Annotated in this window: 22 protein-coding genes; 11 read left to right on the top strand and 11 right to left on the bottom strand. The window is 69.2% G+C overall.

What is annotated here, in order from left to right; all coding sequences use genetic code 11:
• The first annotated feature begins 41 nt into the window (after positions 1–41).
• Positions 42–965, top strand: coding sequence for a GNAT family N-acetyltransferase (locus ACZ7OI_RS20830; protein WP_470265829.1), 924 nt, complete (start codon positions 42–44; stop codon positions 963–965).
• A 26-nt stretch (positions 966–991) separates the two neighbouring features.
• Positions 992–1,789: a DUF3626 domain-containing protein gene (locus ACZ7OI_RS20835; RefSeq protein ID WP_470265830.1), complete on the top strand. Its 798-nt coding sequence runs from the start codon at positions 992–994 to the stop codon at positions 1,787–1,789.
• Here the strand turns inward: ACZ7OI_RS20835 and ACZ7OI_RS20840 are convergent.
• Genes ACZ7OI_RS20840 through nadD form a run of 5 tightly spaced genes read right to left on the bottom strand, consistent with a single transcriptional unit; the run spans position 1,786 to position 5,040 of the window.
• Positions 1,786–2,631 (bottom strand): DegV family protein, encoded by an 846-nt coding sequence (locus ACZ7OI_RS20840; RefSeq protein ID WP_470265831.1) that lies wholly within the window; start codon positions 2,629–2,631, stop codon positions 1,786–1,788. The two genes, ACZ7OI_RS20835 and ACZ7OI_RS20840, sit on opposite strands and share 4 nt — an antisense overlap.
• Before the next feature lie 4 nt (positions 2,632–2,635).
• On the bottom strand, positions 2,636–3,364 hold the full coding sequence (gene octT / locus ACZ7OI_RS20845) for a diglucosylglycerate octanoyltransferase (RefSeq protein WP_116200457.1): 729 nt from the start codon (positions 3,362–3,364) through the stop codon (positions 2,636–2,638).
• 4 nt (positions 3,365–3,368) lie between these two features.
• A complete protein-coding gene (locus ACZ7OI_RS20850) occupies positions 3,369–3,983 on the bottom strand; it encodes a histidine phosphatase family protein (RefSeq protein ID WP_470265832.1) in 615 nt (204 codons plus the stop codon).
• Entirely contained in the window at positions 3,980–4,396 is a 417-nt protein-coding gene (rsfS, locus tag ACZ7OI_RS20855; protein WP_470265833.1) for a ribosome silencing factor, read from the bottom strand. The genes ACZ7OI_RS20850 and rsfS overlap by 4 nt, the downstream gene beginning before the upstream one ends.
• Before the next feature lie 44 nt (positions 4,397–4,440).
• On the bottom strand, positions 4,441–5,040 hold the full coding sequence (gene nadD / locus ACZ7OI_RS20860; RefSeq protein ID WP_470265834.1) for a nicotinate-nucleotide adenylyltransferase: 600 nt from the start codon (positions 5,038–5,040) through the stop codon (positions 4,441–4,443).
• Positions 5,041–5,206: 166 nt separating this feature from the next.
• Here nadD and ACZ7OI_RS20865 point away from each other — a divergent pair, with 166 nt between their 5' ends.
• The 3 genes from ACZ7OI_RS20865 to argS all read left to right on the top strand — a co-directional run bounded on the left by ACZ7OI_RS20865 (position 5,207) and on the right by argS (position 11,153).
• Positions 5,207–7,315, top strand: coding sequence for a RecQ family ATP-dependent DNA helicase (locus tag ACZ7OI_RS20865; RefSeq protein ID WP_470265835.1), 2,109 nt, complete (start codon positions 5,207–5,209; stop codon positions 7,313–7,315).
• Positions 7,316–8,087: 772 nt separating this feature from the next.
• The gene (locus tag ACZ7OI_RS20870; RefSeq protein WP_470265836.1) at positions 8,088–9,377 is read left to right on the top strand and encodes an MFS transporter; all 1,290 of its coding nucleotides are present in this window, start codon (positions 8,088–8,090) and stop codon (positions 9,375–9,377) included.
• Between the two features lie 57 nt (positions 9,378–9,434).
• The gene (gene argS / locus ACZ7OI_RS20875) at positions 9,435–11,153 is read left to right on the top strand and encodes an arginine--tRNA ligase (RefSeq protein ID WP_470265837.1); all 1,719 of its coding nucleotides are present in this window, start codon (positions 9,435–9,437) and stop codon (positions 11,151–11,153) included.
• A gap of 1 nt (position 11,154) precedes the next feature.
• On the opposite strand, the gene ACZ7OI_RS20880 is transcribed toward argS, so the two are convergent.
• A complete protein-coding gene (locus ACZ7OI_RS20880) occupies positions 11,155–11,781 on the bottom strand; it encodes a TetR/AcrR family transcriptional regulator (protein ID WP_470265838.1) in 627 nt (208 codons plus the stop codon).
• Between the two features lie 115 nt (positions 11,782–11,896).
• Between ACZ7OI_RS20880 and ACZ7OI_RS20885 the strand changes: the two genes are divergently transcribed.
• Genes ACZ7OI_RS20885 through ACZ7OI_RS20905 form a run of 5 tightly spaced genes read left to right on the top strand, consistent with a single transcriptional unit; the run spans position 11,897 to position 16,727 of the window.
• Entirely contained in the window at positions 11,897–12,691 is a 795-nt protein-coding gene (locus ACZ7OI_RS20885) for an enoyl-CoA hydratase-related protein (RefSeq protein WP_470265839.1), read from the top strand.
• Positions 12,692–12,693: 2 nt separating this feature from the next.
• The gene (locus ACZ7OI_RS20890) at positions 12,694–13,839 is read left to right on the top strand and encodes an acyl-CoA dehydrogenase family protein (RefSeq protein ID WP_470265840.1); all 1,146 of its coding nucleotides are present in this window, start codon (positions 12,694–12,696) and stop codon (positions 13,837–13,839) included.
• A gap of 9 nt (positions 13,840–13,848) precedes the next feature.
• Positions 13,849–14,583 (top strand): SDR family NAD(P)-dependent oxidoreductase, encoded by a 735-nt coding sequence (locus ACZ7OI_RS20895; RefSeq protein WP_470265841.1) that lies wholly within the window; start codon positions 13,849–13,851, stop codon positions 14,581–14,583.
• Positions 14,584–14,596: 13 nt separating this feature from the next.
• The gene (locus ACZ7OI_RS20900) at positions 14,597–16,222 is read left to right on the top strand and encodes an AMP-binding protein (RefSeq protein WP_470265842.1); all 1,626 of its coding nucleotides are present in this window, start codon (positions 14,597–14,599) and stop codon (positions 16,220–16,222) included.
• A gap of 28 nt (positions 16,223–16,250) precedes the next feature.
• Positions 16,251–16,727, top strand: a complete 477-nt coding sequence (locus ACZ7OI_RS20905) for a hypothetical protein (protein WP_470265843.1) — start codon at positions 16,251–16,253, stop codon at positions 16,725–16,727.
• Positions 16,728–16,729: 2 nt separating this feature from the next.
• Here the strand turns inward: ACZ7OI_RS20905 and ACZ7OI_RS20910 are convergent, their stop codons facing one another.
• Positions 16,730–17,983 (bottom strand): FAD-dependent oxidoreductase, encoded by a 1,254-nt coding sequence (locus ACZ7OI_RS20910; RefSeq protein WP_470265844.1) that lies wholly within the window; start codon positions 17,981–17,983, stop codon positions 16,730–16,732.
• Between the two features lie 85 nt (positions 17,984–18,068).
• Here ACZ7OI_RS20910 and ACZ7OI_RS20915 point away from each other — a divergent pair, with 85 nt between their 5' ends.
• Positions 18,069–18,692 carry a TetR/AcrR family transcriptional regulator gene (locus ACZ7OI_RS20915; RefSeq protein ID WP_470265845.1) on the top strand — a complete coding sequence of 208 codons (624 nt, stop codon included), beginning with the start codon at positions 18,069–18,071 and terminating at the stop codon, positions 18,690–18,692.
• Between the two features lie 128 nt (positions 18,693–18,820).
• On the opposite strand, the gene proB is transcribed toward ACZ7OI_RS20915, so the two are convergent.
• The 4 genes from proB to rplU form a co-directional block, all read right to left on the bottom strand.
• Positions 18,821–19,927: a glutamate 5-kinase gene (gene proB, locus ACZ7OI_RS20920; protein WP_470265846.1), complete on the bottom strand. Its 1,107-nt coding sequence runs from the start codon at positions 19,925–19,927 to the stop codon at positions 18,821–18,823.
• Complete coding sequence (obgE, locus tag ACZ7OI_RS20925) at positions 19,924–21,447, bottom strand: GTPase ObgE (protein WP_470265847.1); 1,524 nt, start codon at positions 21,445–21,447, stop codon at positions 19,924–19,926. The genes proB and obgE overlap by 4 nt, the downstream gene beginning before the upstream one ends.
• A gap of 165 nt (positions 21,448–21,612) precedes the next feature.
• On the bottom strand, positions 21,613–21,870 hold the full coding sequence (rpmA, locus tag ACZ7OI_RS20930; RefSeq protein WP_116200471.1) for a 50S ribosomal protein L27: 258 nt from the start codon (positions 21,868–21,870) through the stop codon (positions 21,613–21,615).
• Positions 21,871–21,917: 47 nt separating this feature from the next.
• Entirely contained in the window at positions 21,918–22,232 is a 315-nt protein-coding gene (rplU, locus tag ACZ7OI_RS20935; RefSeq protein WP_009081084.1) for a 50S ribosomal protein L21, read from the bottom strand.
• Between the last annotated feature and the right edge of the window lie 15 nt (positions 22,233–22,247).

The raw sequence follows: 22,247 nt of genomic DNA on the forward strand, positions 1-22,247 counted from the left end.
AGACCTGGTAGCCAGCCGTCGAACGGGAGCCTGCCGCAACTGTGAATCACCCCGACCTGACCCTGCGCCCGATCACCGGGCCGGAAGAACTCGATCTCTTCTGCCGACTCACTTACGCCCTTGACCACGAACTGGCCGACGACCTCGCCGCCGGACGCCGAAGGCCGGGCTGGATGTGGGTTGCGCTTCGCGGTGACGAACTCGTCGCCAGGGCAGCGTGGTGGGGTCGTGCAGAGGAGCCGGTCCCGTTTGTGCTGGACGTTTTCGATCTTGCGGACGCGGCCGTCGGAGCGCGGCTGTTGAGGACCGCGATGGCGGAGATCCTGCCGACAGGCACCAGGCCTCCGACTTACCACCGCCTGATCCCCACGGATTGGCGCGAAAAAGCCGCGACCCGAAGCGTTGTCGAAGACCGGATGACCGCGCTCGGGCAGACCGGTGCCAAGCTGCTAGCCGAGCGGCTGCGTTTCGAGTGGCAGCCCGGGACTCCGATCGCTCCGCCGCAGAACCGACTGGTCTTCCGTCCGATCCGCGACGAAGACGAGATCCTCGACCTGATGACCCGCGTCCTGGACGGGACGCTCGACGCGCACAGCCGCGACGACCTGACCCGGATGTCCGCTCGCGAAGCGGCAATCCGGCATTACGAGGACGAACTGGCGCACTACCGCAGCCCGCGGGACTGGTGGCGAGTCGCCACGCTGCCCGACGGCACGCCGGTCGGGTTCGTCACGCCGGCGCGCAACAACTACAACCCCGTCATCGGGTATCTCGCCGTCCTGCCCGAACATCGCGGCAACGGCTACATCGACGACATCCTCGCCGAGGGCACCCGAATCCTTGCCGCCCAAGACGTTCCTCGCATCCGGGCGGCGACGGATCTCGGCAACGTCCCGATGGCGAACGCGTTCCGGCGCGCGGGATACGCCGACTTCGAGCGCACGATCACGATGGCCTGGCCGTGACTCGCGCGGAACCGTGGGAACGCGCGGTGGCTCACGTAGCCGAGTCGGCGACGGGCGGACCGGCGGATGCGTCGTGGCGGGTCACGCTGCATTTCCATCCAGACCGGCTCGTCAACGGGGTGCCGATCCTCGAGAGCATGGCGCGCGACGGCCGGTATCGCTCGCAGTTCGAGACCGGCGTCAGCAACGGCGGGTTGACCGCGCGTCCGGGAGGGGATCGCTGGCGCTGGGAAAGCCGGTTGTTCGCTGGTGTTTACGACGACGTCGCTGCCGCGCACAGGCCGAAATACGGGTCGCTGAATTTTCGCGGCCGGAAGACGGGCGGCTCGCCGCGGTTCGGTTCGGCGTATCTGCGGCTCGCGCGACACACGATGTCCCGCACGACTTTCGCTTACCCCGACAGCGTTTTCGAGCCGACCGCTTTCGGCGTCGAGGCACAGCTTTCCGAACTAGTCGCGATTGCCGAGGCGGACGACAAAGACTTGCTGGACGACTACATCGAGGCGCAGGTGCACGGAGAGGTGGACCTGGCTCGAGACGTCGAAGCGCTGGTGCTCGATCCGTCTTACCGAGGAACCGAAATCGAGGCGGCGGCCCGAAAATTAGGCGCAGTCGAATGGCACGACGGATTCCGGATCTACACCGAAGAACTGCTCCGGCACCCCGACTACCGAGGTCCGGAATTCACCGCGCTGGGCGCGGAACTCGCCGAGGACGGAAACCTCGACCCACGCATCCTCGGGAAAGCCGCCGGCCAGGACGAGCAAGATCTCAAACGCGTCTGGCATCTGCTCGCGCGATTCGGCAACCAGGAACTCACCTAGGCGCGCTGCACGACCACGCCGAGCACGCCAGGGCCGGTGTGCGCGCCGATGACCGCGCCGATCTCCGACACCACGCATCCTCCGGCGCAGCCCGGGATCGCTTCCTCCAGCCGGTTCGCCAATTCGACAGCGCGTTCCGGCGAAGCAAGATGATGCACCGCCAACTCGACCGGCCCCGTCCCCGCCGCCTGCACGGACAATTCGACCAAGCGCCCGATCGCGCGGTTCATCGTGCGCACCTTCTCCAGCGGCAAGATCCGGCCGTCGGACATGTGCAGCACCGGTTTCACCGCCAGCGCGGTGCCGAGCAACGCCGCGGCCGAGCCGATCCGACCACCGCGGCGCAAGTGTTCCAGCGTCTCGACCACGAACAACGTTGACGACCGGTCGGCCGCTTTCGTCGCGACCGCTTCGACTTCGGCCGGGCTGGCTCCGGAAGAGGCGGCGTCCGCGGCGTGCAAGGCGGCGAAGCCCAAACCCATCGCTGTGGTGCGGGAATCGACGACGCGGACCCGATCGGAGCCGACCTCTTCTGCCGCCAGCACCGCAGCTTCCCAGGTGCCGGAAAGCTCTCTCGACAGGTGCACGGACACGACGGCGTCCGCGCCGGCGTCGAGCGCGGCCCGGAATTCGGTGGCGAATTCGGCCGGAGTGGGCCGCGAAGTCGTGACGATCTTGCGCTCCCCCAGCGCTTCCGCGAGCGCGGCGGGACCCATTTCGACGCCGTCGAGGGAACACACGCCTTCCACCAGGACGTGCAGGGGCACCACCCGCACCGAGTGCCGCTCGGCGAAGCCTTCGGGCAGGTGCGCGGTGGAGTCCGTGACCACGGCGACCGACACGTCGTCAGCCTACGTTGCCAGAGCCGAGGTGCGGGGCAACGAGCTTCGCCATCGCAGTACCAACGGCTTCGTGCCCCGCCCATCCCCAGTGCATGCCGTCGGGATTTCCCGCGCCGCTCAAGACATGTTCGCCAACCACGCCGGGCGTGTCGAGCAACGGCACTTCGCGTCGCGCGGCCCACGAAGCAAGCGCAGCGGCTGCTTCGGCGCGCCCAGTGTGTACGCGCCCATACGCATCAGCGCGGTGCACCGAAGGCAGCATGCCGAACACAGGCAACTCAGGGCGTAGCGCGCGCAACGCTTCGACGGACTGGTCCAGATAGCTCACGCTCAGCCGCGCAGGCAGTACGCGAGGACGTCCGCGCATCACGACAGACAACCGTGGCTGTGCAGCGAGATAGGCACCGCGTACAACGCGACGTACGCCGTCGGGGCGAAGGTAGCGAAGCCCCTGACGCAAGTACGTCGGCAGCGGCGACGGCAGCGTGTCCATGTGACCAACGGCGAGCACGACAGCGTCGACGCGACGCAGATCCGCCCACACGCGCGGGTCGCCGGTGAGGGACCACCACAGGTCGCGCGCGGTCCAGCCGATGCCGGCGACGAGATCGGCTTGTCCGGACAGCGCGTTCGCGGCGACGTTGGGCCACAGGCGCGGATCGTCGGCCGCGCAAGGGCCCTCGGGGCCGTGAAAACAGAGTGAATCGCCGAAAACGAGCAGCTGCGGGCTCATCGGGTCAGCCGGTGATGCCCGCGTTGTACGCGTGCAACCGCCACTTCCCCTCGCGGTGGCCGAGATCGACCCAGTGGCAGTTCATGATCCCGCCGAGCGACGGCCAGACCTCGACCGGAAGGCCGAGCAGCTTCGCGGTCAGCGCCAGGATGAGCCCGCCGTGGGAGGCGAGCAGGACCGATTCCCCGACGTCGGAGTTCGGCTGCATCAGGTCGTTGACCACTTCGGCGGCGCGTTCGGCGACCTCGACCCGGGATTCGCCGCCCGGCGGGGCCCACGCGGCGTTGGTGCGCCACGTCTGGCGATCGCCCGGATAGCTCTCGTCGACCTCGGCGCCGGTCAGGCCCTGCCACTCGCCGAGATGCGTCTCGCGCAGCCGCTTGTCGATCTGCAGCGGCACGCCGATCGCCTCGGTGAGCACCGTCGCGGTGTCGGTGGCGCGGCGCAGATCGGACGCGATCACCAGCTCCGGCGCGAACCGCGCGAGCGCGGGCACGGCGAAACGCGCCTGGTTCCAGCCGACCGGGGTCAGCGCCGAATCGAGGTGTCCCTGCATGCGGCCGGCGGCGTTGTAGTCCGTCTCGCCGTGCCGCCAGAGCAGCAGCCGCCGCGGGCTCACGCCTCCGGACCGTCCGCGTCGCCGGTGTCGCCGGTGTCGTTCGCGGGGACCGTCGCCAGCCCTTCGACCTCGATCCGCGGGCAGTCCTTCCACAGCCGCTCGAGGCCGTAGAACGAGCGCTCGTCCGCGTGCTGGACGTGGACCACGACGTCGACGTAGTCGAGCAGCACCCAGCGGCCCTCGCGGGCGCCTTCGCGCCGGACCGGCTTGTGCCCCTCGATCCGGAGCTTCTCTTCCACGTTGTCGACGATCGCGCCGACCTGGCGTTCGTTGGCCGCGGAGGCGATCACGAACGCGTCGGTGATCACGAGCTGCTCGGACACGTCCAGGACGACCACGTCGCTGGCCAGCTTGTCGGCCGCCGCGTGCGCGGCCGCCACCGCCAGGTCCCGTGCCTCGGACGTCGCTGCCACAGTGCTCCTTCAGATTCGGGGTATGCCCGGACGAGGGTACCCGGTCAGGCCTCGGCGTCCTTGCGGTAGAGGTCCTTCTTGGCGATGTAGCGCACAACGCCGTCGGGCACGAGGTACCAGACCGGCTCGCCGCGCTCGACGCGTTCGCGGCATCCGGTGGACGAGATGGACATCGCGGTGACCTCGACGAGGCTCACCTTTCCGCTCGGCAGATGGTGCGAGTTGAGCCGGTAGCCGGGGCGGGTGACGCCGATGAAATGCGCGAAGTCGAACAGCTCGTCCGCCTTGTGCCAGGTGAGGATCTGCTCGAGGGCGTCGGCGCCGGTGATGAAGAACAGCTCGTCGTCCGGGTACTCCTCCTGCAGGTCGCGCAGCGTGTCGACGGTGTAGGTCTGGCCGCCGCGGTCGATGTCGACCCGGCTCACCGAGAAGACCGGGTTGGACGCGGTGGCGATGACCGTCATCAGGTAGCGGTCCTCGGCGCGCGTGACGCGGCGGCCGGACTTCTGCCACGGCTGCCCGGTCGGCACGAAGATGACCTCGTCGAGCGCGAACCGCGACTGGACCTCGCTGGCCGCGACGAGGTGGCCGTGGTGCACGGGGTCGAAGGTGCCGCCCATGACCCCGATCCGGCGTGGTGACATAGCCGGTGAGCCTATACGCGCGGGCACGCGAGGGCTTCCCGTCGCGGCTGCGACCTAGGTTACTGTTGTGACATGAGTCACATAACTCTGCGTTCACGGCCGGAAACTGTCCGTTCCGGGTCGGTCGGCTCCGGGATTGTCGGGGGCATGGGGTAGACCGGGGGACGTGGACACCACCGAAGCTCTCCGGACCCGCGCCGAGACCCTGCTCCGCGCGCTCGCCGGAGACAACGCCGCCCTCCGAGAGGACCAGTGGACCGCCATCGAGGCACTGGTCGCGCACCATCGGCGCGCGCTCGTCGTGCAGCGCACCGGCTGGGGGAAGTCGGCCGTGTACTTCCTGGCCACCGCGCTGCTGCGGGAACAGGGAGCGGGGCCGACGGTCATCGTGTCGCCGCTGCTCGCCCTGATGCGCAACCAGATCTCCGCCGCCGCGCGGGCGGGGATCCACGCGGCCACCATCAACTCGGCGAACGCGCAGGAGTGGGACCAGGTCCAGGCGTCGGTGGCCGCGGGCGAGGTGGACGTGCTGCTGGTCAGCCCGGAACGGCTCAACAACCCGGACTTCCGCGACAGCGTGCTGCCGAAGCTCACGGCCAGCGCCGGCCTGCTGGTGGTGGACGAGGCGCACTGCATTTCCGACTGGGGCCACGATTTCCGGCCGGACTACCGGCGGCTGCGCACGCTGCTGGGCGACCTGCCCGAAGGCGTGCCGGTGCTGGCCACCACGGCGACCGCGAACGACCGGGTGGCCACGGACGTCGCCGAGCAGCTCGGCATCGGCGGCGAAACGGACACGCTCGTCCTGCGCGGTCCGCTCGACCGGGAAAGCCTGCGGCTGGCCGTGGCCGAGCTGCCCACCGACGAGGCCCGGCTGGCCTGGCTCGCCGAGCACCTGGCGGAACTGCCGGGGTCGGGCATCATCTACACGCTCACCGTCGCCGCCGCGCACGACGTCGCCGCGCTGCTGTCCGACCGCGGCTATCCGGTGGCCGCCTACACCGGGAAGACCGATCCGGCCGACCGCCAGGCCGCGGAGGACGACCTGCTGGAGAACCGGGTCAAGGCGCTGGTGGCGACGTCGGCGCTCGGGATGGGGTTCGACAAGCCGGACCTCGGGTTCGTGGTGCACCTGGGCGCGCCGTCGTCGCCGATCGCCTACTACCAGCAGGTCGGCCGTGCCGGTCGTGGCGTCGAGCGGGCCGAGGTGGTGCTGCTGCCGGGGCGGGAGGACAAGGCGATCTGGGCGTACTTCGGATCGCTGGCGTTCCCGGACGAGCTGCGCGTCACGCAGGTGCTCAACGCGCTCGCCTACTCCGACCGTCCACTTTCGACAGCCGCGCTGGAGCCGTCGGTCGAGCTTTCCCGGTCGCGGCTGGAAATGGTGCTGAAGGTGCTCGATGTGGACGGTGCGGTGCGCCGGGTGCGCGGCGGCTGGGAAAGCACCGGACAGCCGTGGGAGTACGACCGGGAACGGTACGAACGCGTCGGCGTCGCGCGGGCGGCCGAGCAGGAGGCGATGCTCGGGTACATCCGCACGACCGGGTGCCGGATGGAGTACCTGCGACGACAGCTCGACGATCCGGAGGCGGTGCCGTGCGGCCGGTGCGACAACTGCACCGGGGAGCATTGGAATACCGCGGTTTCCGAGGAAGTCGCGGGCGAGACGCGGGAACGGCTGGACCGGCCCGGGGTCGCGGTGGCGCCGCGGAAACAGTGGCCGAGCGGGATGAAAGGGCTCGACGTGCCGCTGTCGGGCCGGATCGCGGCCGGCGAACAGGCCGAGCAGGGCCAGGTGCTGGGCCGGCTCACGGACGTGGGCTGGGGCGGCCGGCTGCGCGAACTGCTCGGCCCGGGCGCGCCGGACGCCGAGGTCCCCGACTCGGTCTTCGACGCGTGCGTGAAGGTGCTCGCGGGCTGGCAGTGGGCGCAACGTCCGGTGGCGGTGGTGGCGATCCCGTCGTCGACGCGGCCGCAACTGGTGGACAGCCTCGCGCTGCGGTTGTCGGCGATCGGGCGGCTGGATTATCTGGGAGAGCTGACGTCGGCCGGGCCGCCGCCTCGGCGGGCGAACAGCGCGCAACGGCTGGCCGATCTGTGGCGGAGGTTGAGCCTGCCGGAGGACGTGGCGGCGAGCGTCGCGCAGGCACAGGGGCCGGTGCTGCTGGTGGACGACCTGATCGACACTGGCTGGACGATGACACTGGCGGCACGGCTGCTGCGCCGGGCCGGGGCGGAGGGGGTGTTGCCGTTCGCGTTGGCGACCACTGCTTGAGGTGCGGGCTGGGCGGAAGGGCGGAAGCGGCTTGAGGTGCGGCGCGGCCTGGGCGGCCGGGCGGAACCGGCGTGAGATGCGGCGCGGCCCGGGCGGCCTGGCACAAGCGGCCTGAGATGCGGCGCAGCCTGGGCGGCCAGGGGGAACCGGCCCGAGGGCCCGGCGCGGCACGGGCGGAACCGGTCTGAGGTCCGGCGCGGCACGGGCGGACCCGGTCCTAGGTCCGGCGCGGCCCGGGCGGCCAGGCGGAACCGGCCTGAGGCGCGGGCGCGGCCCAGGCGACGGACGGAATCTGCCTGAGACGCGGCGCAGCCCGGGCAGCCAGACCGAACCGGACTGAGATCCGGCGCGGCCCAGGCGGTCGGGCGGAACCGGCTCGCGTAGCTGAGGCTGGCAAGCGCAGCGGCTGGTTCGGGTCGGCTCGGTCAAGATCGATGCGCGACGAGCCGTCCGACGAGCAGGAGGCCTGGCGGCAGCGACGAGTCGAGGCTCGACCGACGCTGCCGAGTCGCTCCGGCCAGCGGCGTGATCACGGGATCGACCGTGCGGCCGCAGCACCGGCCCGATGGCTCGCACCGCCCTGGACCGCCAGTGTCCACCGGGCAGCTGCACCGTCCGCAGCTCCTCATGATCCCCTTGCGGCAAAAGCATTCCCGCATCACAGACCGCAGTGGGACAAGCACCAACCGCCATCATGGGCCGGGATCTACCGATCTCCGGGCATTTCTGGCAAAGTCCCGTTCCACTCGTGCGGACGTGTGGAGGTTGCCCGATGGCCGGTCCTGCGACCGAAGGCATCGCCCGGCATCGGTTGCCGGTGCGGAAGTTGTTCGCTGCCAGTGCGGGCAATGCGCTCGAGTGGTTCGACTGGACCATCTACGCGACCTTCAGCATTTACTTCGCTGGCGCGTTCTTCCCTCCTGGCAACGAAACGCTCGCGCTGATCAACACCTTCGCCACTTACGCGCTCGCGTTCTTCTTCCGACCCCTCGGCGGCGTCCTGCTGGGACGCTTCGCCGACGTGCACGGGCGCAAGCCCGCCATGCTGCTCACCATTTCGTTGATGGCGGGCGGGTCGGTCGCGATCGGCGTTCTTCCCACCTTCGCGCAGGTCGGGTGGCTGGCTCCGATTCTCCTGCTGCTCGCGCGGATCGCGCAGGGGCTTTCGCTCGGCGGGGAGGTGTCGAACGCTTCGGCGTACCTCGGCGAGGTCGCGCCCAAGGAGCGGCGCGGTCGATACTCCTCCTTCTTCTACATCTCCACCGGCTCCGCGGTGCTCATCGCGACGGTGCTCGGGTTCGTGCTCGCCCGCACGATGGACAAGGCGCACCTCACCTCGTTCGGCTGGCGGATTCCGTTCCTGCTCGGCGGAGCGCTCGGGCTGGTCGGGCTGTGGTTGCGGCGCAGTCTCGAGGAAACCGAGCTGTACCACGAGAAAAAAGAAACCGCGCGGCAAGTGCAGCGGCCGTTGCTCACCACGCTCACCCAGCATCCGCGGGCGGTCGGGCAGCTCATCGGGCTCTCGATGCTCAACACGCTCTGCTACTACACCTTCTTCAGCGCCCTCCCGTCGTTCGCGGTCAAGGGGCGCGGCGCGAACGACGTCGACACCTTCCTCGCGCTGTCCATCGCGACTGCCCTCTTCGTCCTCCTCCAGTACCCGATGGGCGCGCTCACCGACCGGTACGGGCGGCGGCCTCAGCTGCTCGTCTGGTCCGGGGCGACTGCACTGGTGATCGTGCCGCTCTCCTATCTCGTGCGGCCCGGGCTAGGGAATCTGCTCATCGTGTTCTGCGTCGGCCTCGCGCTCTACACCGCGATGACCTCGCTGGCGCCGGCGATCATGAGCGAACTCTTCCCCACCGAACTGCGCGGGCTCGGGATCGGCGCTTGGTACAACCTGACCGTCGCGGTGTTCGGCGGGACCGCGCCGCTCGTGCTCAGCGCGCTGTCTGCGGCGGGCGCTGCCACGGCCTTCTTCTGGTACGTCGCCGGAGGGGCGGTGATCGCGTTCTTCGTGATCCTCCGGATGCCCGAAACGAAGGGCAGCGAACTGCGGTAAACCCGTTCGCGCGCGGTCGGTAGGCTTCACCGATCGACTACGCGAAGGAGGGACACCGTGCGCAAGCCCGAGGTTAGTGAGGAATTGGCCCGACGCGTGGTGGCTTCGCTCCGCCGCGCGTTCGACGTCGACCTCGACCCGTCCGCGGCGCTCATCGCGGTGTCCACTCGCGACGGTGTCGACTACCAGTGCAACCTGGCGATGAGCCTCGGCAAACGGCTCGGCAAACCGCCGCGCGAGGTCGCGGCCGGGATTGTCGAGAACCTGGAGCTGGACGGCGTCGCCGATCGGCCCGAGATCGCCGGGCCCGGGTTCCTGAACTTCGTGCTGCGCCGCGAATGGCTTGAGCAGCGCGTCACCGAACAAGCCGGAGACGACCGGCTCGGGGTCGCCGAGGCCGAAAAGCCGCGCCGGGTCGCGCTCGACTACAGCAGTCCCAATGTCGCCAAGGAAATGCACGTCGGGCACCTGCGTTCCACGGTGATCGGCGACGCGATCAGCAGGCTGCTGCGCTTCGTCGGGCACGAAGTACTGCCGCACAACCATCTCGGCGACTGGGGCACGCCGTTCGGCATGCTCATCGAGCACCACCTGGACGAACCGTCCGGAGATCGCAGCGACCTCAACGCCTTCTACCAAGCCGCGCGACGGAAGTTCGACGCCGACGAGGCCTTCGCGACCCGCTCCCGCGAGCGCGTCGTGAAACTCCAGGGCGGCGACGCGGACACGCTCGCCTTCTGGCAAGAACTCGTCGACGAGTCGACAAGGCACTTCAACGCGGCCTACCGTCAGCTCGGCATCACGCTCACCGACGACGACATCTACGGCGAAAGCTTCTACAACCCGTACCTGGGCGAGGTCGTCGACGAACTGGAGGCCGACGGGCTCACCGAGATCAGCGACGGCGCGGTCTGCGTGTTCCCCGAAGGCTTCGCCAACCGCGAAGGCGACCGGCTCCCGCTGATCGTCCGCAAGCGCGACGGCGGCTACGGCTACGCGGCCACCGACCTCGCCACCATCCGGTACTGGACCGCCGAACGCGGCGCGACCGACCTGCTGTACGTCGTCGGCACCCCGCAGGCACAGCACTTCGCGATGATCTTCGCGGTGGCCCGCGCGGCCGGCTGGCTCGACGGCGTGCACGCCGAGCACATCGGGTTCGGCTCGATCCTCGGCGCGGACGGCAAGGTGATGCGCACTCGCGCCGGCGAGACGATCAAGCTCGCCAACCTGCTCGACGAAGCGGTGGCGCAGGCTGCGGAAGTCGTGGCCGAGCGCAGTGAACTCAGCGAGGAAGAGCAGCGGGAAGTCGCGCGCGCAGTCGGAATCGGCGCGGTGAAGTACGCCGACCTTTCCAGCGACCGCGAACGCGACTACGTGTTCGACTGGGACCGCATGCTCGCGAAGGACGGCAACACGTCCGTCTACCTGCAGTATGCGCACGCGAGGATCGAGTCAATCCTCGCCAAGGCAGGCGAAACCGACGGAAACGCACCGGTCCTGCTTCAAGAACCGGCGGAACGCGCGCTCGCGCTGACGCTGCTGCGGTTCAGCGAAGCGATCGGCGCGGCGACGTCCGCGTACGCGCCGCACAAGCTGTGTACGTACCTGTACGACACCGCAGTCACGTTCTCGCGCTTCTACGAGCAGTGCTCGGTGCTGAGCGCGGAAACGCCGGAGCTTCGCGCTTCGCGGGTACAGCTGGCCACGCTCACCTCGCGCACGCTCGTTCAGGGCTTGGCGCTCCTCGGCATCGAGGCCCCGCGCCGCCTCTAGCTCACCGCCGGAACTGTCCGATGTGGACGAGCGCCATCAACGTATCGGCGACCTCGTCCACCGCTTTCCCCTGCGCGGCGGGCGGCAGTTCACCGCACCACGTGGGCGCCTGGCTCATCGCGGCATGCATGCACTGCAGCACGGTGTCGACGCTGGTGACGGTGAACTCGCCGCTCGCCAGGCCCTCTTCGATCAGCGCGCGGAAGAGCGCGTCGTGGCGGAGGCGCAGTTCCTTGATGCGTTCGCGTTGCGCGCTCGGCCATTCGCGCGGCATCAGGAACAGCCGCAGCGCCGCCGGATAGTCGTTGACCGCGATCGTGACGTGCTCGTGGATCAACGCGCGCAGCCGGGCTTCCGGCGTGCCTTCCGTGCCGTCGAGCAACTGCTCCAGCCGCGCCGTCCACTCGTCGCCGAGCGTCTCGATCGCCGCCGTGCCTAGCTCGTCCTTGCTGGAGAAGTAGTAGTACAGCGAGCCCTTCGTGACGTCGAGGCGTTCGGCGACGTGCTCCAGGCTCACCGCGTCGTAGCCGCGTTCGCCGAACAACTCGGCCGCCGCCGTCAGGATTTCCTGGATCCGCTTGCCCCGTTTGCGCTGCACGCGCTCGGACGGCGGTTTCACCGCGCCCATCCTGCTCCTCCTGGTTCTCCGCTGCCCCGAAAGCCTACCGGTTGACCATGAGTTCAACTCTTGACTTAAGAGTCAAATTTTGTCACCTTGGTCAGACGACAGACGGGAGCGGACGATGGAGTTCGAGGACATCCGGTACGAAATCGACGGCCCGGCCGCGGTCGTCACGATCAATCGGCCGGAGCGCTACAACGCCTTTCGCGGGAAGACGGTCGACGAGCTGATCAAGGCGTTCCGCCTGGCGTGGGCGGACAAACAGGTGCAGGCGGTGATCCTCACCGGCTCCGGCGAGAAGGCGTTCTGCACCGGCGGCGACGTCAAACAGCGCGCGGAGACCGGCGACTACGGCCCCACCGAGAGCGGCATGTTCGAGATCGGCAACCTGCACAAGCTCATCCGCGACCTCCCGAAGCCGGTGATCGCCGCGGTCAACGGCGTCGCGGTCGGCGGCGGGCACGTGCTGCACGTCCTGTGCGACGTCACGATCGCCAGCGAGACCGCGCGCTTCGGCCAGGCCGGTCCGCGGGTCGGATCGTTCGACGCCGGGTTCGGTTCGGCGTATCTCGCGCGGGTCGTCGGAGAGAAGAAGGCGCGCGAGATCTGGTTCTTCTGCCGTCAGTACGACGCGGCGGAGGCGGAGCGGATGGGTCTGGTCAACGCCGTCGTCCCGCCGGGCGAACTGCTCAAGACCGCCAAAGCGTGGGCCGGCGAAGCTGCCGAGAAAAGCCCCACCGCACTGCGTTTCCTCAAGCAGTCCTTCAACGCGGACACCGACCACCAGGCCGGACTGTCCAATTTGGCCATGTCTGCGCTCGACCTGTTCACCGCTTCGCCGGAGGGCCTGGAAGGCGCGCAGGCGTTTGCGGAGAAGCGCAAGCCGGACTTCGTCTCGCACGTGAACTGGCACTGACCATGGACTTCACGTTCACCGACGACGAGGACGCCTACCGCCACGAGCTGCGCCGGTTCGCGACGAAAGTCCTTGCGCCGCACTACCAATCCGACGACAAGGCGGCGAAGCTGCGCCCTCAGCTCGTCGCGGACCTTGCCTCGATGGGCCTGACCGGCCTGCGCATCCCGGAACGCCACGGCGGACAGGAGGCCAGCGCGGTCGTCGCCGGAATGGCGGCCGAGGAGGTCGCGCGCGGCGATTTCAACGCGGCCTATCTCATCATCGTCAGCGCGCTCGTCAGCGACATCCTCACCCGCAACGCGACCGAGCAGCAGCAGGCGGAGTGGCTGCCGCCGATCGCGTCCGGCGAGGTCGTGCCCGCGTTCTGCATCACCGAACCCGGGCACGGCACCGACGCGGCGAAGCTGGAGATGAAGGCCGAACCGGACGGCGACGGCTGGCGGCTCACCGGCGAGAAAACCTCGATCACGCTGGGGATGTCCGCCGATGTCGCGCTCGTGCTCGCCCGCACCGGCGGTCCCGGGGCACGCGGCGTCAGCGCGTTTTGGGTCGAACTGGACGACGCGTATGTCTCGCGGGCGGCGTTCGACGATCTCGGCAGCCGGGCGATCGGCCGGGCGTCACTGCACTTCGACGGACTGCCCGTCCCCAAGAACGCGTTGGTCGGCGGCGAGGGCCAGGGCTTCGTCTCTGTGATGCAGGGTTTCGACTACTCGCGCGCGATCATCGGGCTCGCTTGCCTTGGCGCGGCCCAGGTTTCGCTCGACGAGGCGCTGCAGTGGTCCCGCGACCGCGAGGCGTTCGGCAGTCCGATCGGCACCTTCCAGGGCGTCGCGTTCCCGCTCGCCGAGCAGGCCACCTACCTGCGCGGGGCCCGGCACGTTTGTTACGAAGCGTTGTGGCGCAAGGACAACGACGCCGAGCACAGCACCGAAGCGGCGATGGCGAAGTTCTGGGCGCCGAAGCTCGCCGCGGAGACCATCCACCAGTGCCTGCTGACGTTCGGGCACCTCGGGTATTCCAGCGAAAGCCCGGTCGGGCAACGGCTTCGCGACGTGATCGGCCTGGAGATCGGCGACGGCACCGCGCAGGTGTCGAAGCTCGTCATCGCGCGCAATCTGCTCGGCCGCGCCTACGCCCCCTAGGGAGACAGCATGCTAAAAGACAAAGTCATCATCGTCACCGGCGCGGGCCAGGGCATCGGCCGTGGCATCGCCGAGAAGCTGGCCGCCGAGGGCGCGACCGTCGTGGTCAGCGACATCAACGAAATCACCGCGAAGGACACCGCGGCCGCGATCGGCGGAGTCGGCGTGAAGACCGACGTCACCTCCCCCGACTCCGTCGCCGCCGCGGTCGAGCAGGTCCGCGCGCAGTTCGGCCGGATCGACGTGCTGGTCAACAACGCTGGCTGGGACAAGGCGGGCCCGTTCGCCGAGTCCGATCGCGCCGATTGGGACCGCGTCGTGCAGATCAATCTCTACGGCGTGCTCAACACCTGCCGCGAGGTGCTGCCGGTGATGGCCGAACAGGGCTTCGGCTCCGTGGTCAACATCGCGTCCGATGCCGGTCGCGTCGGTTCGTCGGGCGAGGCGGTGTACTCGGCGGCGAAGGGCGGGATCATCGCGTTCACGAAGTCGATCGCCCGGGAATTGGCGCGCAGCAAGGTCAACGCCAACGTCGTCTGCCCCGGTCCCGCCGACACCGAACTGTTCGCCTCGCTCGGCGGCGACAACCCGAAACTGCGCGAAGCACTGACGAAAGCCATCCCGTTCCGACGGCTCGCGCAGCCGTCGGACATCGCGAACGTGGTCGCCTTCCTGGCCTCCGACGAGGCTGCCTATGTCACCGGACAGACCGTCAGCGTCAGCGGCGGCCTCACCATGAGCTGACCCGGAGCCCGCCATGCCGTTCGCGACGATCCTCGACGACGAGACGATCGAGGCCCACACCCGCGCCGGGTACTGGGTGAACCGCACCATCACCGACTTCCTCGACGACGCCGCGGCGGCCGCGCCGGACAAGACCGCGTTCGTCGATTCACGGCGCAGCATCACCTTCGGCCAGCTCAAACAGGAGGTCGACCGGTGTGCGCTCGGGCTGCTGGAACTGGGCGTCCGGTCGGGCGACGTCGTGTCGTTCCAGCTGCCGAACCGGATCGAGTGGATCGTCGTGCACTACGCGGCGAGCCGGATCGGCGCGGTCAGCAACCCGCTCATCCCGATCTACCGGGACCGCGAGGTCGGCTTCATGGTCGGGCTCGCGAAGTCGAAAGTCCTTGTAGTTCCACATGAATTCCGCGGTTTCGACTATCCGGCGATGGTCCAACGCCTCCGTCCACAGTGGCCGGATTTGGAACACGTGCTGGTAGTCGGATCGTCCTGGGACGAGTTCGCCGCGACACCCTGGGAAGAGCGGCGCGAACTGCCGTCGTGGCGACCCGACCCCAATGACGTCACACTGCTGATCTTCACTTCCGGCACCACCGGCGAGCCCAAGGGCGTGATGCACACGCACAACACCGCGATCGCCGCGAACAATCCGCTCCCGGACCGGCTCGGCATCACCTCCGACAGCGTCCTGCACATGGCGTCGACGCTCGCACACCTCACCGGTTTCCTTTACGGTGCAAGGCTCGGCGTGCAGAACGGCGCGACCTGCGTGCTGCAGGACGTATGGGATGCCGCGCGATTCGTCGAACTGGTCGCCGAACACGGCATCACCTACACCTCGGCCGCCACGCCGTTCCTGCACGACCTGCTCACCGCACCGAACCTCGCCGAGCACGATCTCCAGTCCCTGCAACGGTTCTGCTGCATGGGCGCACCGATCCCCCGGGCGCTCGTGCGGGAGGCGCGGCGGAAACTGCCCGGTCTCGTCGTGCTCGGCGGCTGGGGGCAGAGCGAGGACGCCCTGGTCACGCTCGGCATCCCGGGCGATCCGGACGACAAGCTGATCGACACCGACGGCTACCCGTGGCCCGGGATGCGGATCCGGGTTGTCGACGCGGACGGAACCGAATTGCCGCCGGGCGCCGAAGGCCGTCTGCAGGTCGCCGGGCCGTTCCTGTTCGTCGGCTACGCGGAACGGCTTGAGCTGGCGCGCGAGAGCTTCACCGGCGATTGGTTCGATACCGGCGATCTCGCGACCGTCGACGCCGACGGCTACCTCCGCATCGCGGGCCGGACCAAGGACGTGATCATCCGCGGCGGCGAGAACATCCCGGTCGCGTACGTGGAGAACGTCCTTTACGAACACCCGGACGTCGAAGCGGTCGCCGTGGTCGCGGTCCCCGATCCGCGGCTGCAGGAACGCGCCTGTGCCTGCCTCGTGCTCAAGTCTGGCGCAGACCTGGATCTCGAAAAGCTGCGCGGTTTTCTCGCGGAGAAGGGCATCGCCAAGCAGTACTGGCCGGAGCGCGTGGAACTGTTTCCGGAACTCCCCCGGACCGCCAGCGGCAAAATCCAGAAGTTCCAGCTCCGCTCGCTGGTGGAAAAGGAGCACGGGACCGGTCCCCGGCCGGTTCAGTAGCTTCGGGCGCGAGAGAGGGGAGAATCTCGTGTCCCGCAACGATCCCGACTTCGCTCGCGCCCTCGCGCTGGTCGACGAAGCGCTGTCCAGGCTGCGCCGCCCGATCCGCCGCGAACGAAGGCGGCTGCGCTGGGAACAGTGGCACAAACGCCCGTACTACCGTTTCGAACCGGACGGCAAGAAACCGCAGCTCGTGCACCTGGCCGGACTCCGCGTCACTCCACTGTGGACGACCGTCGGCACCGGGGTCTCCGACGTCGACATGCGCTACCCGGTGACCGCTCGCCGCCGGTTCACGATCGGGTGGCGCTGGCTCGTGCGGCACGACTACGACGAGTTCCGGGTGCCGATCTCGCTGGTCGCCGACGCCAGCGGCCAGGCGGTGCTGATCGCGCCGGGCGGCCGGACGTTCACCGCGGACGAGACCGGCTGGCATGCCCTGGCCGCTCTCCTGTACACGGAGTACGCGATGCCGCCCGGCGGACGCTGGTACGGCGCGGGCTGACCTCAGCCGCGCAGCTTCCGCCGCAGCGAGAGGCCCGCCCCCAGCGCGGTCATCGACGCGCGCGTCGCCCCGCGGCTGAACCGGCTCTCGGTCACGAACTGCTCGGCACTGCGCAGCGAACCCCGGACTTGCGGGTACGCGTACTTCCGCATCTGCCGTTCGTAGTCGGCAACCGCAGCCGTCACGTCACCGCCGCCGCGGGAAAGGTTGCGGCACAACACTTGTGCGTCGCGGAGGGCGATGTTCGCGCCGATGCCGCGGAACGGGGTCATGCTGTGCGCGGCGTCGCCGAGCAGGGTGACCGGACCGGTCTCCCACTCGCGGACCGGCACCGACGTGCGGATCGGCAGCATGCTCACCGTGCCGTCCGGCGAGTCCTGCACCAGGCGGCTGAACGACGGATGCCAGCCGCGGATCCGGTCCAGCACCAGCGAACGGAGCGCGGGAGCGTCCAGTTCGGCGAGGTCGGCCGGGAAGTGCCCGGCCTTCGCGCCGTAGGACCACATGACGTAGCTGCTGGTGTTGTCGAACAGCACTGGGTCGACGGTCGCGGTCTCGTCGTTCTCCGACGCCGCCGGGAACTCGTGCGGCGCGGTGAACATCCCGCATCCCGGCGGGGGCAGCACGAGCGTCGGGGCCGTCGCCAGCCTTCTCGGAAGCAGCGCGCGGGACTCTTCGGTCAACGGGAACTTGCCGATGACGGTGCGGATTCCGGTGTCCACCCGCTTCGCGTGCGGCAGCAGCTGTGCACGGACCCGGGAGCTCGCGCCGTCCGCGCCGATCACCAGGTCTGCCTCGGCGGTGGTGCCGTCGGCGAAATGCAGGCCGACGCCCTTGGCACCAGTCTCGTAGCGCACGAATTCCTTGTCGTACCAGAGGATTCCGTCCAGCCCGGACGACAGCACCTGATGCATCGAAATCCGGCTGACCGAATGGTGCGCGGCGGTCGGGTCTCCGCTGGGCGGAGCGTCGAAGGTCGCCAGCTCGCGCATCTTCTCCGTGACGAAGCCGAACGTCCCCTCGCTTACCCCCGTGGTGGCCAGGAACTGCTCCCACGCCGCCGACGGAAGGCACTCGTGCAGCGCGGCGGAGCCCATCGGCGCGATGTGCACGCGGTAGCCCTGCAGGCGTTCGGTCCGCGTGCGGCTGCGCTCGTACACCGCCACCTCGACGCCGGCCCGCGACAGGGCGTGCGCCAGGCACAACCCGCCGGTGCCGCCGCCTACTACCGCCACCTTGATCTTGTTCACAGTCATCCCCTCTCGGTCGCCCTCCATAATTATCCAGACGGATGATTGTGTCAACCTTCAGGATGATTAATGCGTCGGTTAGGCTTCCCGGGTGTCCGAGACCACCCCGCGCCGCGCGCCGCGCCCTGGTGAGCGCCAGCGCGATCCCGAACGCACGAAGGCCCGCATCTTCGAGGCAGCGAAGGCCGAATTCGGCAGCAAGGGGTACGCGGCCGCGCGGGTCAGCGACATCGCGCAGCGCGCGGGAGTGAACAAGCAGCTGATCTCGTATTACTTCGGCGGCAAGGAAGGCCTGTACGCCGAGGTCGCGAGCGAACCGTTCGCCGGGTTCGCCGCGATGACCACGCCGGACCGGCCGCTCGCGGACGTGCTCGCGGACTTCGCCAAGGGCGGGCTCGCCGACCAGGACCAGGCCCGGTTGTTCCTGCGGGAGAACATGGCCGAGGGCGCCCCGAACGAGGCGGGGGCGGAGTCGCAGCGCGAGTTTCTGCGGGGGCAGCTCGACTACATGCGGGCCCGTCAGGACGCAGGGGACTTTCCGGACGAGGTGGACCCGAAGACGTTGCTGCTGATGCTGATGGCGGCGGCGAGCGCGCCGATGTCGCTTCCCCGGATCGCCGAAGCGCTCACCGGGGAGGATCCGGCGTCAGAATCCTTTGTGGAGTACTACGCGGAGCAGCTCGCTCGCGTGGCCCGGCATCTCGCGGGTTCCTAGCAGCAAAGCCAGAAACCCCGGTTGATCCCCATCTGACCGCATCTTCACATCCGTGAAGGGAACCCTGAGGGAATCAGAGTCCCTCAGGGTTCCCCTCACGGAGCTACTTAAGTTCCTGCCGTTGGTTCTTAACGGCGCAGCGGAACGAGGTCGTCCGCGTGCACGACCTCCCGGCGGTGCTCCACCGGGACCTCGTGACTCGACCGCCCGATCAGCGCGGGCAACTCCCCCGCGTCGAACCCGACCACCCCGCGTGCCACCGGAACGTCTGCCGAATCCACCAGATCGACGACATCCCCGGCCTCGAAATCCCCGTCCAGACCGGTGATTCCCGCCGCCAGCAGCGACCGGCGGCGCAGGATCGCCCGCACCGCGCCGTCGTCGAGACGGAGGCGGCCGGAGGTGTCGGCGGCGTACCCGAGCCAGAAGCGACGGGCGGAAAGCCGGGTGTCGGCCGGTGCGAACGCGGTGCCGACGTTCGCGGCGCGCAATGCGTCCCCGGCGTCGGCGGCCGCGGCCAGCAGCACCGGGATTCCGGCGCCGGCCGCGGTGCGCGCGGCGGAGAGTTTCGAGACCATGCCACCGGTGCCGAGGCCCGAGGACGACATCCCGACCGCGATGCCCTCCACATCGGACTCGCCGCGCACCTCGGTGATCTTGCGGGTCGCGCCGTCGCGCGGGTCGCCGTCGTACAGACCGTCCACATCGGACAGCAGGACCAGCGCGTCGGCGCCGACGAGGTGCGCCACCAAAGCAGCGAGCCGGTCGTTGTCGCCGAAGCGGATCTCTTGTGTGGCAACGGTGTCGTTCTCGTTCACGACCGGCACCGCGCCGAGCGCGAGGAGCCGGGAGAACGTGCGTTGCGCGTTGCGGTAGTGCGCGCGGCGGACGACGTCGTCCGAGGTGAGCAGCACCTGGCCGACGGTCAGCGAGTAGCGACCGAACGATTCCGCGTACGCGTGCGCCAGCGCGAGCTGTCCGACACTCGCCGCCGCCTGCTGCGTGGCCAGGTCACCCGGACGCTTGCCGAGCTTCAACGGCGCGAGCCCGGCGCCGATCGCGCCCGAGGACACGAGGACGATCTGCGCGTCGCGGGCGACGCGGTCCGCGATGGCGTCGACCAGGGCGTCGAGGCGAGCCACGTCGAGCCCGCTGCCCGCGGTGGTCAGTGCCGAGGAACCGACCTTCACGACCAGCCGGCGAGCGTCCGCGATCTCCTGGCGCGTGCCGCTCACCGGTCGCGCTCCGCCTGCTCCTCGTCGTCCCACACGTCGTCCAGTTCGGCGTCGACGGACGGAGCGGTCTCATCCTCGACCGGCTCTTCGTCCTCGCCGGTGCCGTCGCGGCGGATCCGGCGGGCTTCCTTGCGCTCGGACGCGCCGACGCGGTCGGTGCGCTCCAGCCGGACGTCCGTGCCGCGGCCGGACAGGTGCACCGCGACACCCGGGGTGGAGGGCTGCCATTCGAACTGGATGTCGCCGATGGTGACCGGGCTGCCCGGACGGGCGCCGTTCTTCGCCAGGGCTTCCTCGACGCCGAGCCGGTTGAGCCGGTCCGCGAGGTAGCCGACGGCCTCGTCGTTGGCGAAGTTCGTCTGCCGGATCCAGCGTTCCGGGCGCGAACCGCGGACGATGAACCCGCCTTCTTCCTCCGGATCGCGTTCGACGGTGAACCCGCTGTCGTCGATCGCGAGCGGGTGCAGCACGATCTTCTCCGGCTCCAGCACCGGCTGCGCCTCGCGGTAGGCCTCGACGACCTCCGCCAGCGCGAAGCTCAGCTCCTTCAAGCCCTTGCGCGACGCGGTGGACACCTCGAACACGCGCAGCCCGCGAGCCTCCAGCTCCGGACGCACGAACTCGGCCAGCTCCGCCGCTTCCGGGATGTCGATCTTGTTCAGCACCACCACGCGCGGGCGGTCCTCGAGCTTGCCGCCCAGCCCCGGCGTGTAGCGGGCCAGCTCCTCCTCGAGAGCGTCCACATCGGACAGCGGATCGCGGCCCGGCTCCAGCGTCGCGCAGTCGACCACGTGCACCAGCACGGCGCAGCGTTCGATGTGGCGCAGGAAGTCCAGGCCGAGGCCGCGGCCCTCGGACGCGCCCGGGATCAGGCCCGGCACGTCGGCCATCGTGAACACCGACGATCCGGCGGTGATGACGCCGAGGTTCGGCACCAGCGTGGTGAACGGGTAGTCGGCGATCTTCGGCTTCGCCGCGGACAGCACGGAGATCAGCGACGACTTGCCCGCGGACGGGAAGCCGAGCAGGCCGACGTCGGCGACCGAACGCAGCTCCAGCACGAGGTTGCGGCTCTCGCCCGGCTCGCCGAGCAGCGCGAACCCGGGCGCCTTGCGGGCCTTCGACGACAGCGCGGCGTTGCCGAGCCCGCCGCGGCCGCCCTGCGCGGCGATGAACCGGGTGCCGGGGTTGGTGAGGTCGGCGACGAGTTCGCCGTCCTCGGTGAACACGACAGTGCCCGGCGGGACCTTCATCTCCAGGCCCTCGCCCGCGGCGCCGTTGCGATTGCTGCCCATGCCCATTTTGCCGTTGCCGGCGCGGGCGTGCGGGCGGAAGTGGAAGTCGAGGAGGGTGTGCACGTTGGCGTCGACGACGAGCGTGACGTCACCGCCGTTGCCGCCGTTGCCGCCGTCCGGGCCGCCGAGCGGCTTGAACTTCTCGCGGTGCACCGAGGCACAGCCGTTTCCCCCGTCCCCGGCGGTCAGATGGATGACCGCGCGGTCCACGAACCGGGACGCCATGGTTGCCTCACTTCACTCGCGAAAAGACAAACGGCGCGGACCACGCTGGGTCTGCCAGCGGCCGCACCGTGGGGGTCCGGGGGCTCGGGCCCCCAGGTGACATAAGCGAGCGACGTGGTCCGCGTATTCCGCGGACACACGTCGCCCAAAAGCTCGCGCCGAAGATCAGGCTTCGGCTGGCACGATGTTGACCGTCTTGCGGCCGCGCTTCGAGCCGAACTCGACCGCACCGGCGGCGAGCGCGAACAGCGTGTCGTCGCCGCCACGGCCGACGTTCACGCCGGGGTGGAACTTGGTGCCCCGCTGGCGGATCAGGATCTCGCCCGCGTTCACCTCCTGGCCGCCGAAGCGCTTCACACCCAGTCGCTGGGCGTTGGAATCACGACCGTTGCGGGAGCTGGACGCACCCTTCTTGTGAGCCATCGCTCAAGCCCCTTCCAGAAAAGTTTCAGTCTCGAAAGTTCGAAGAACTACTTGGAGATGCCGGTGACCTCGACGCGGGTCAGCTTCTGCCGGTGACCCTGGCGCTTGTGGTAGCCGGTCTTGTTCTTGAACTTGTGGATCCGGATCTTCGGACCCTTGGTCTGCTCGACGACCTTGCCGGTGACCGAGACCTTCGCCAACGCGTCGGCGTCCGTGGTGACCTCGCCACCGTCCACGAACAGCACGGCGGGGAAGGTGTGCTCGGTGCCCGGCTCGCCCTCGAGCTTCTCGACCTCGACGACGTCGCCGACGGCCACCTTGTACTGCTTGCCGCCGGTCTTGACGATCGCGTACGCCGACACGGATGTCTCCTGCAT

Source organism: Amycolatopsis sp. NPDC114503, assembly GCF_055633655.1.

Coding starts and splice junctions, on each gene's coding strand:
- octT (WP_116200457.1), bottom strand. CDS start 3,364: ATGAGCCCGCAGCTGCTCGTTTTCGGCGATTCACTCTGTTTTCACGGC.
- nadD (WP_470265834.1), bottom strand. CDS start 5,040: ATGTCACCACGCCGGATCGGGGTCATGGGCGGCACCTTCGACCCCGTG.
- ACZ7OI_RS20870 (WP_470265836.1), top strand. CDS start 8,088: ATGGCCGGTCCTGCGACCGAAGGCATCGCCCGGCATCGGTTGCCGGTG.
- ACZ7OI_RS20880 (WP_470265838.1), bottom strand. CDS start 11,781: ATGGGCGCGGTGAAACCGCCGTCCGAGCGCGTGCAGCGCAAACGGGGC.
- ACZ7OI_RS20885 (WP_470265839.1), top strand. CDS start 11,897: ATGGAGTTCGAGGACATCCGGTACGAAATCGACGGCCCGGCCGCGGTC.
- ACZ7OI_RS20890 (WP_470265840.1), top strand. CDS start 12,694: ATGGACTTCACGTTCACCGACGACGAGGACGCCTACCGCCACGAGCTG.
- ACZ7OI_RS20895 (WP_470265841.1), top strand. CDS start 13,849: ATGCTAAAAGACAAAGTCATCATCGTCACCGGCGCGGGCCAGGGCATC.
- ACZ7OI_RS20900 (WP_470265842.1), top strand. CDS start 14,597: ATGCCGTTCGCGACGATCCTCGACGACGAGACGATCGAGGCCCACACC.
- ACZ7OI_RS20910 (WP_470265844.1), bottom strand. CDS start 17,983: ATGACTGTGAACAAGATCAAGGTGGCGGTAGTAGGCGGCGGCACCGGC.
- obgE (WP_470265847.1), bottom strand. CDS start 21,447: ATGGCGTCCCGGTTCGTGGACCGCGCGGTCATCCATCTGACCGCCGGG.
- rpmA (WP_116200471.1), bottom strand. CDS start 21,870: ATGGCTCACAAGAAGGGTGCGTCCAGCTCCCGCAACGGTCGTGATTCC.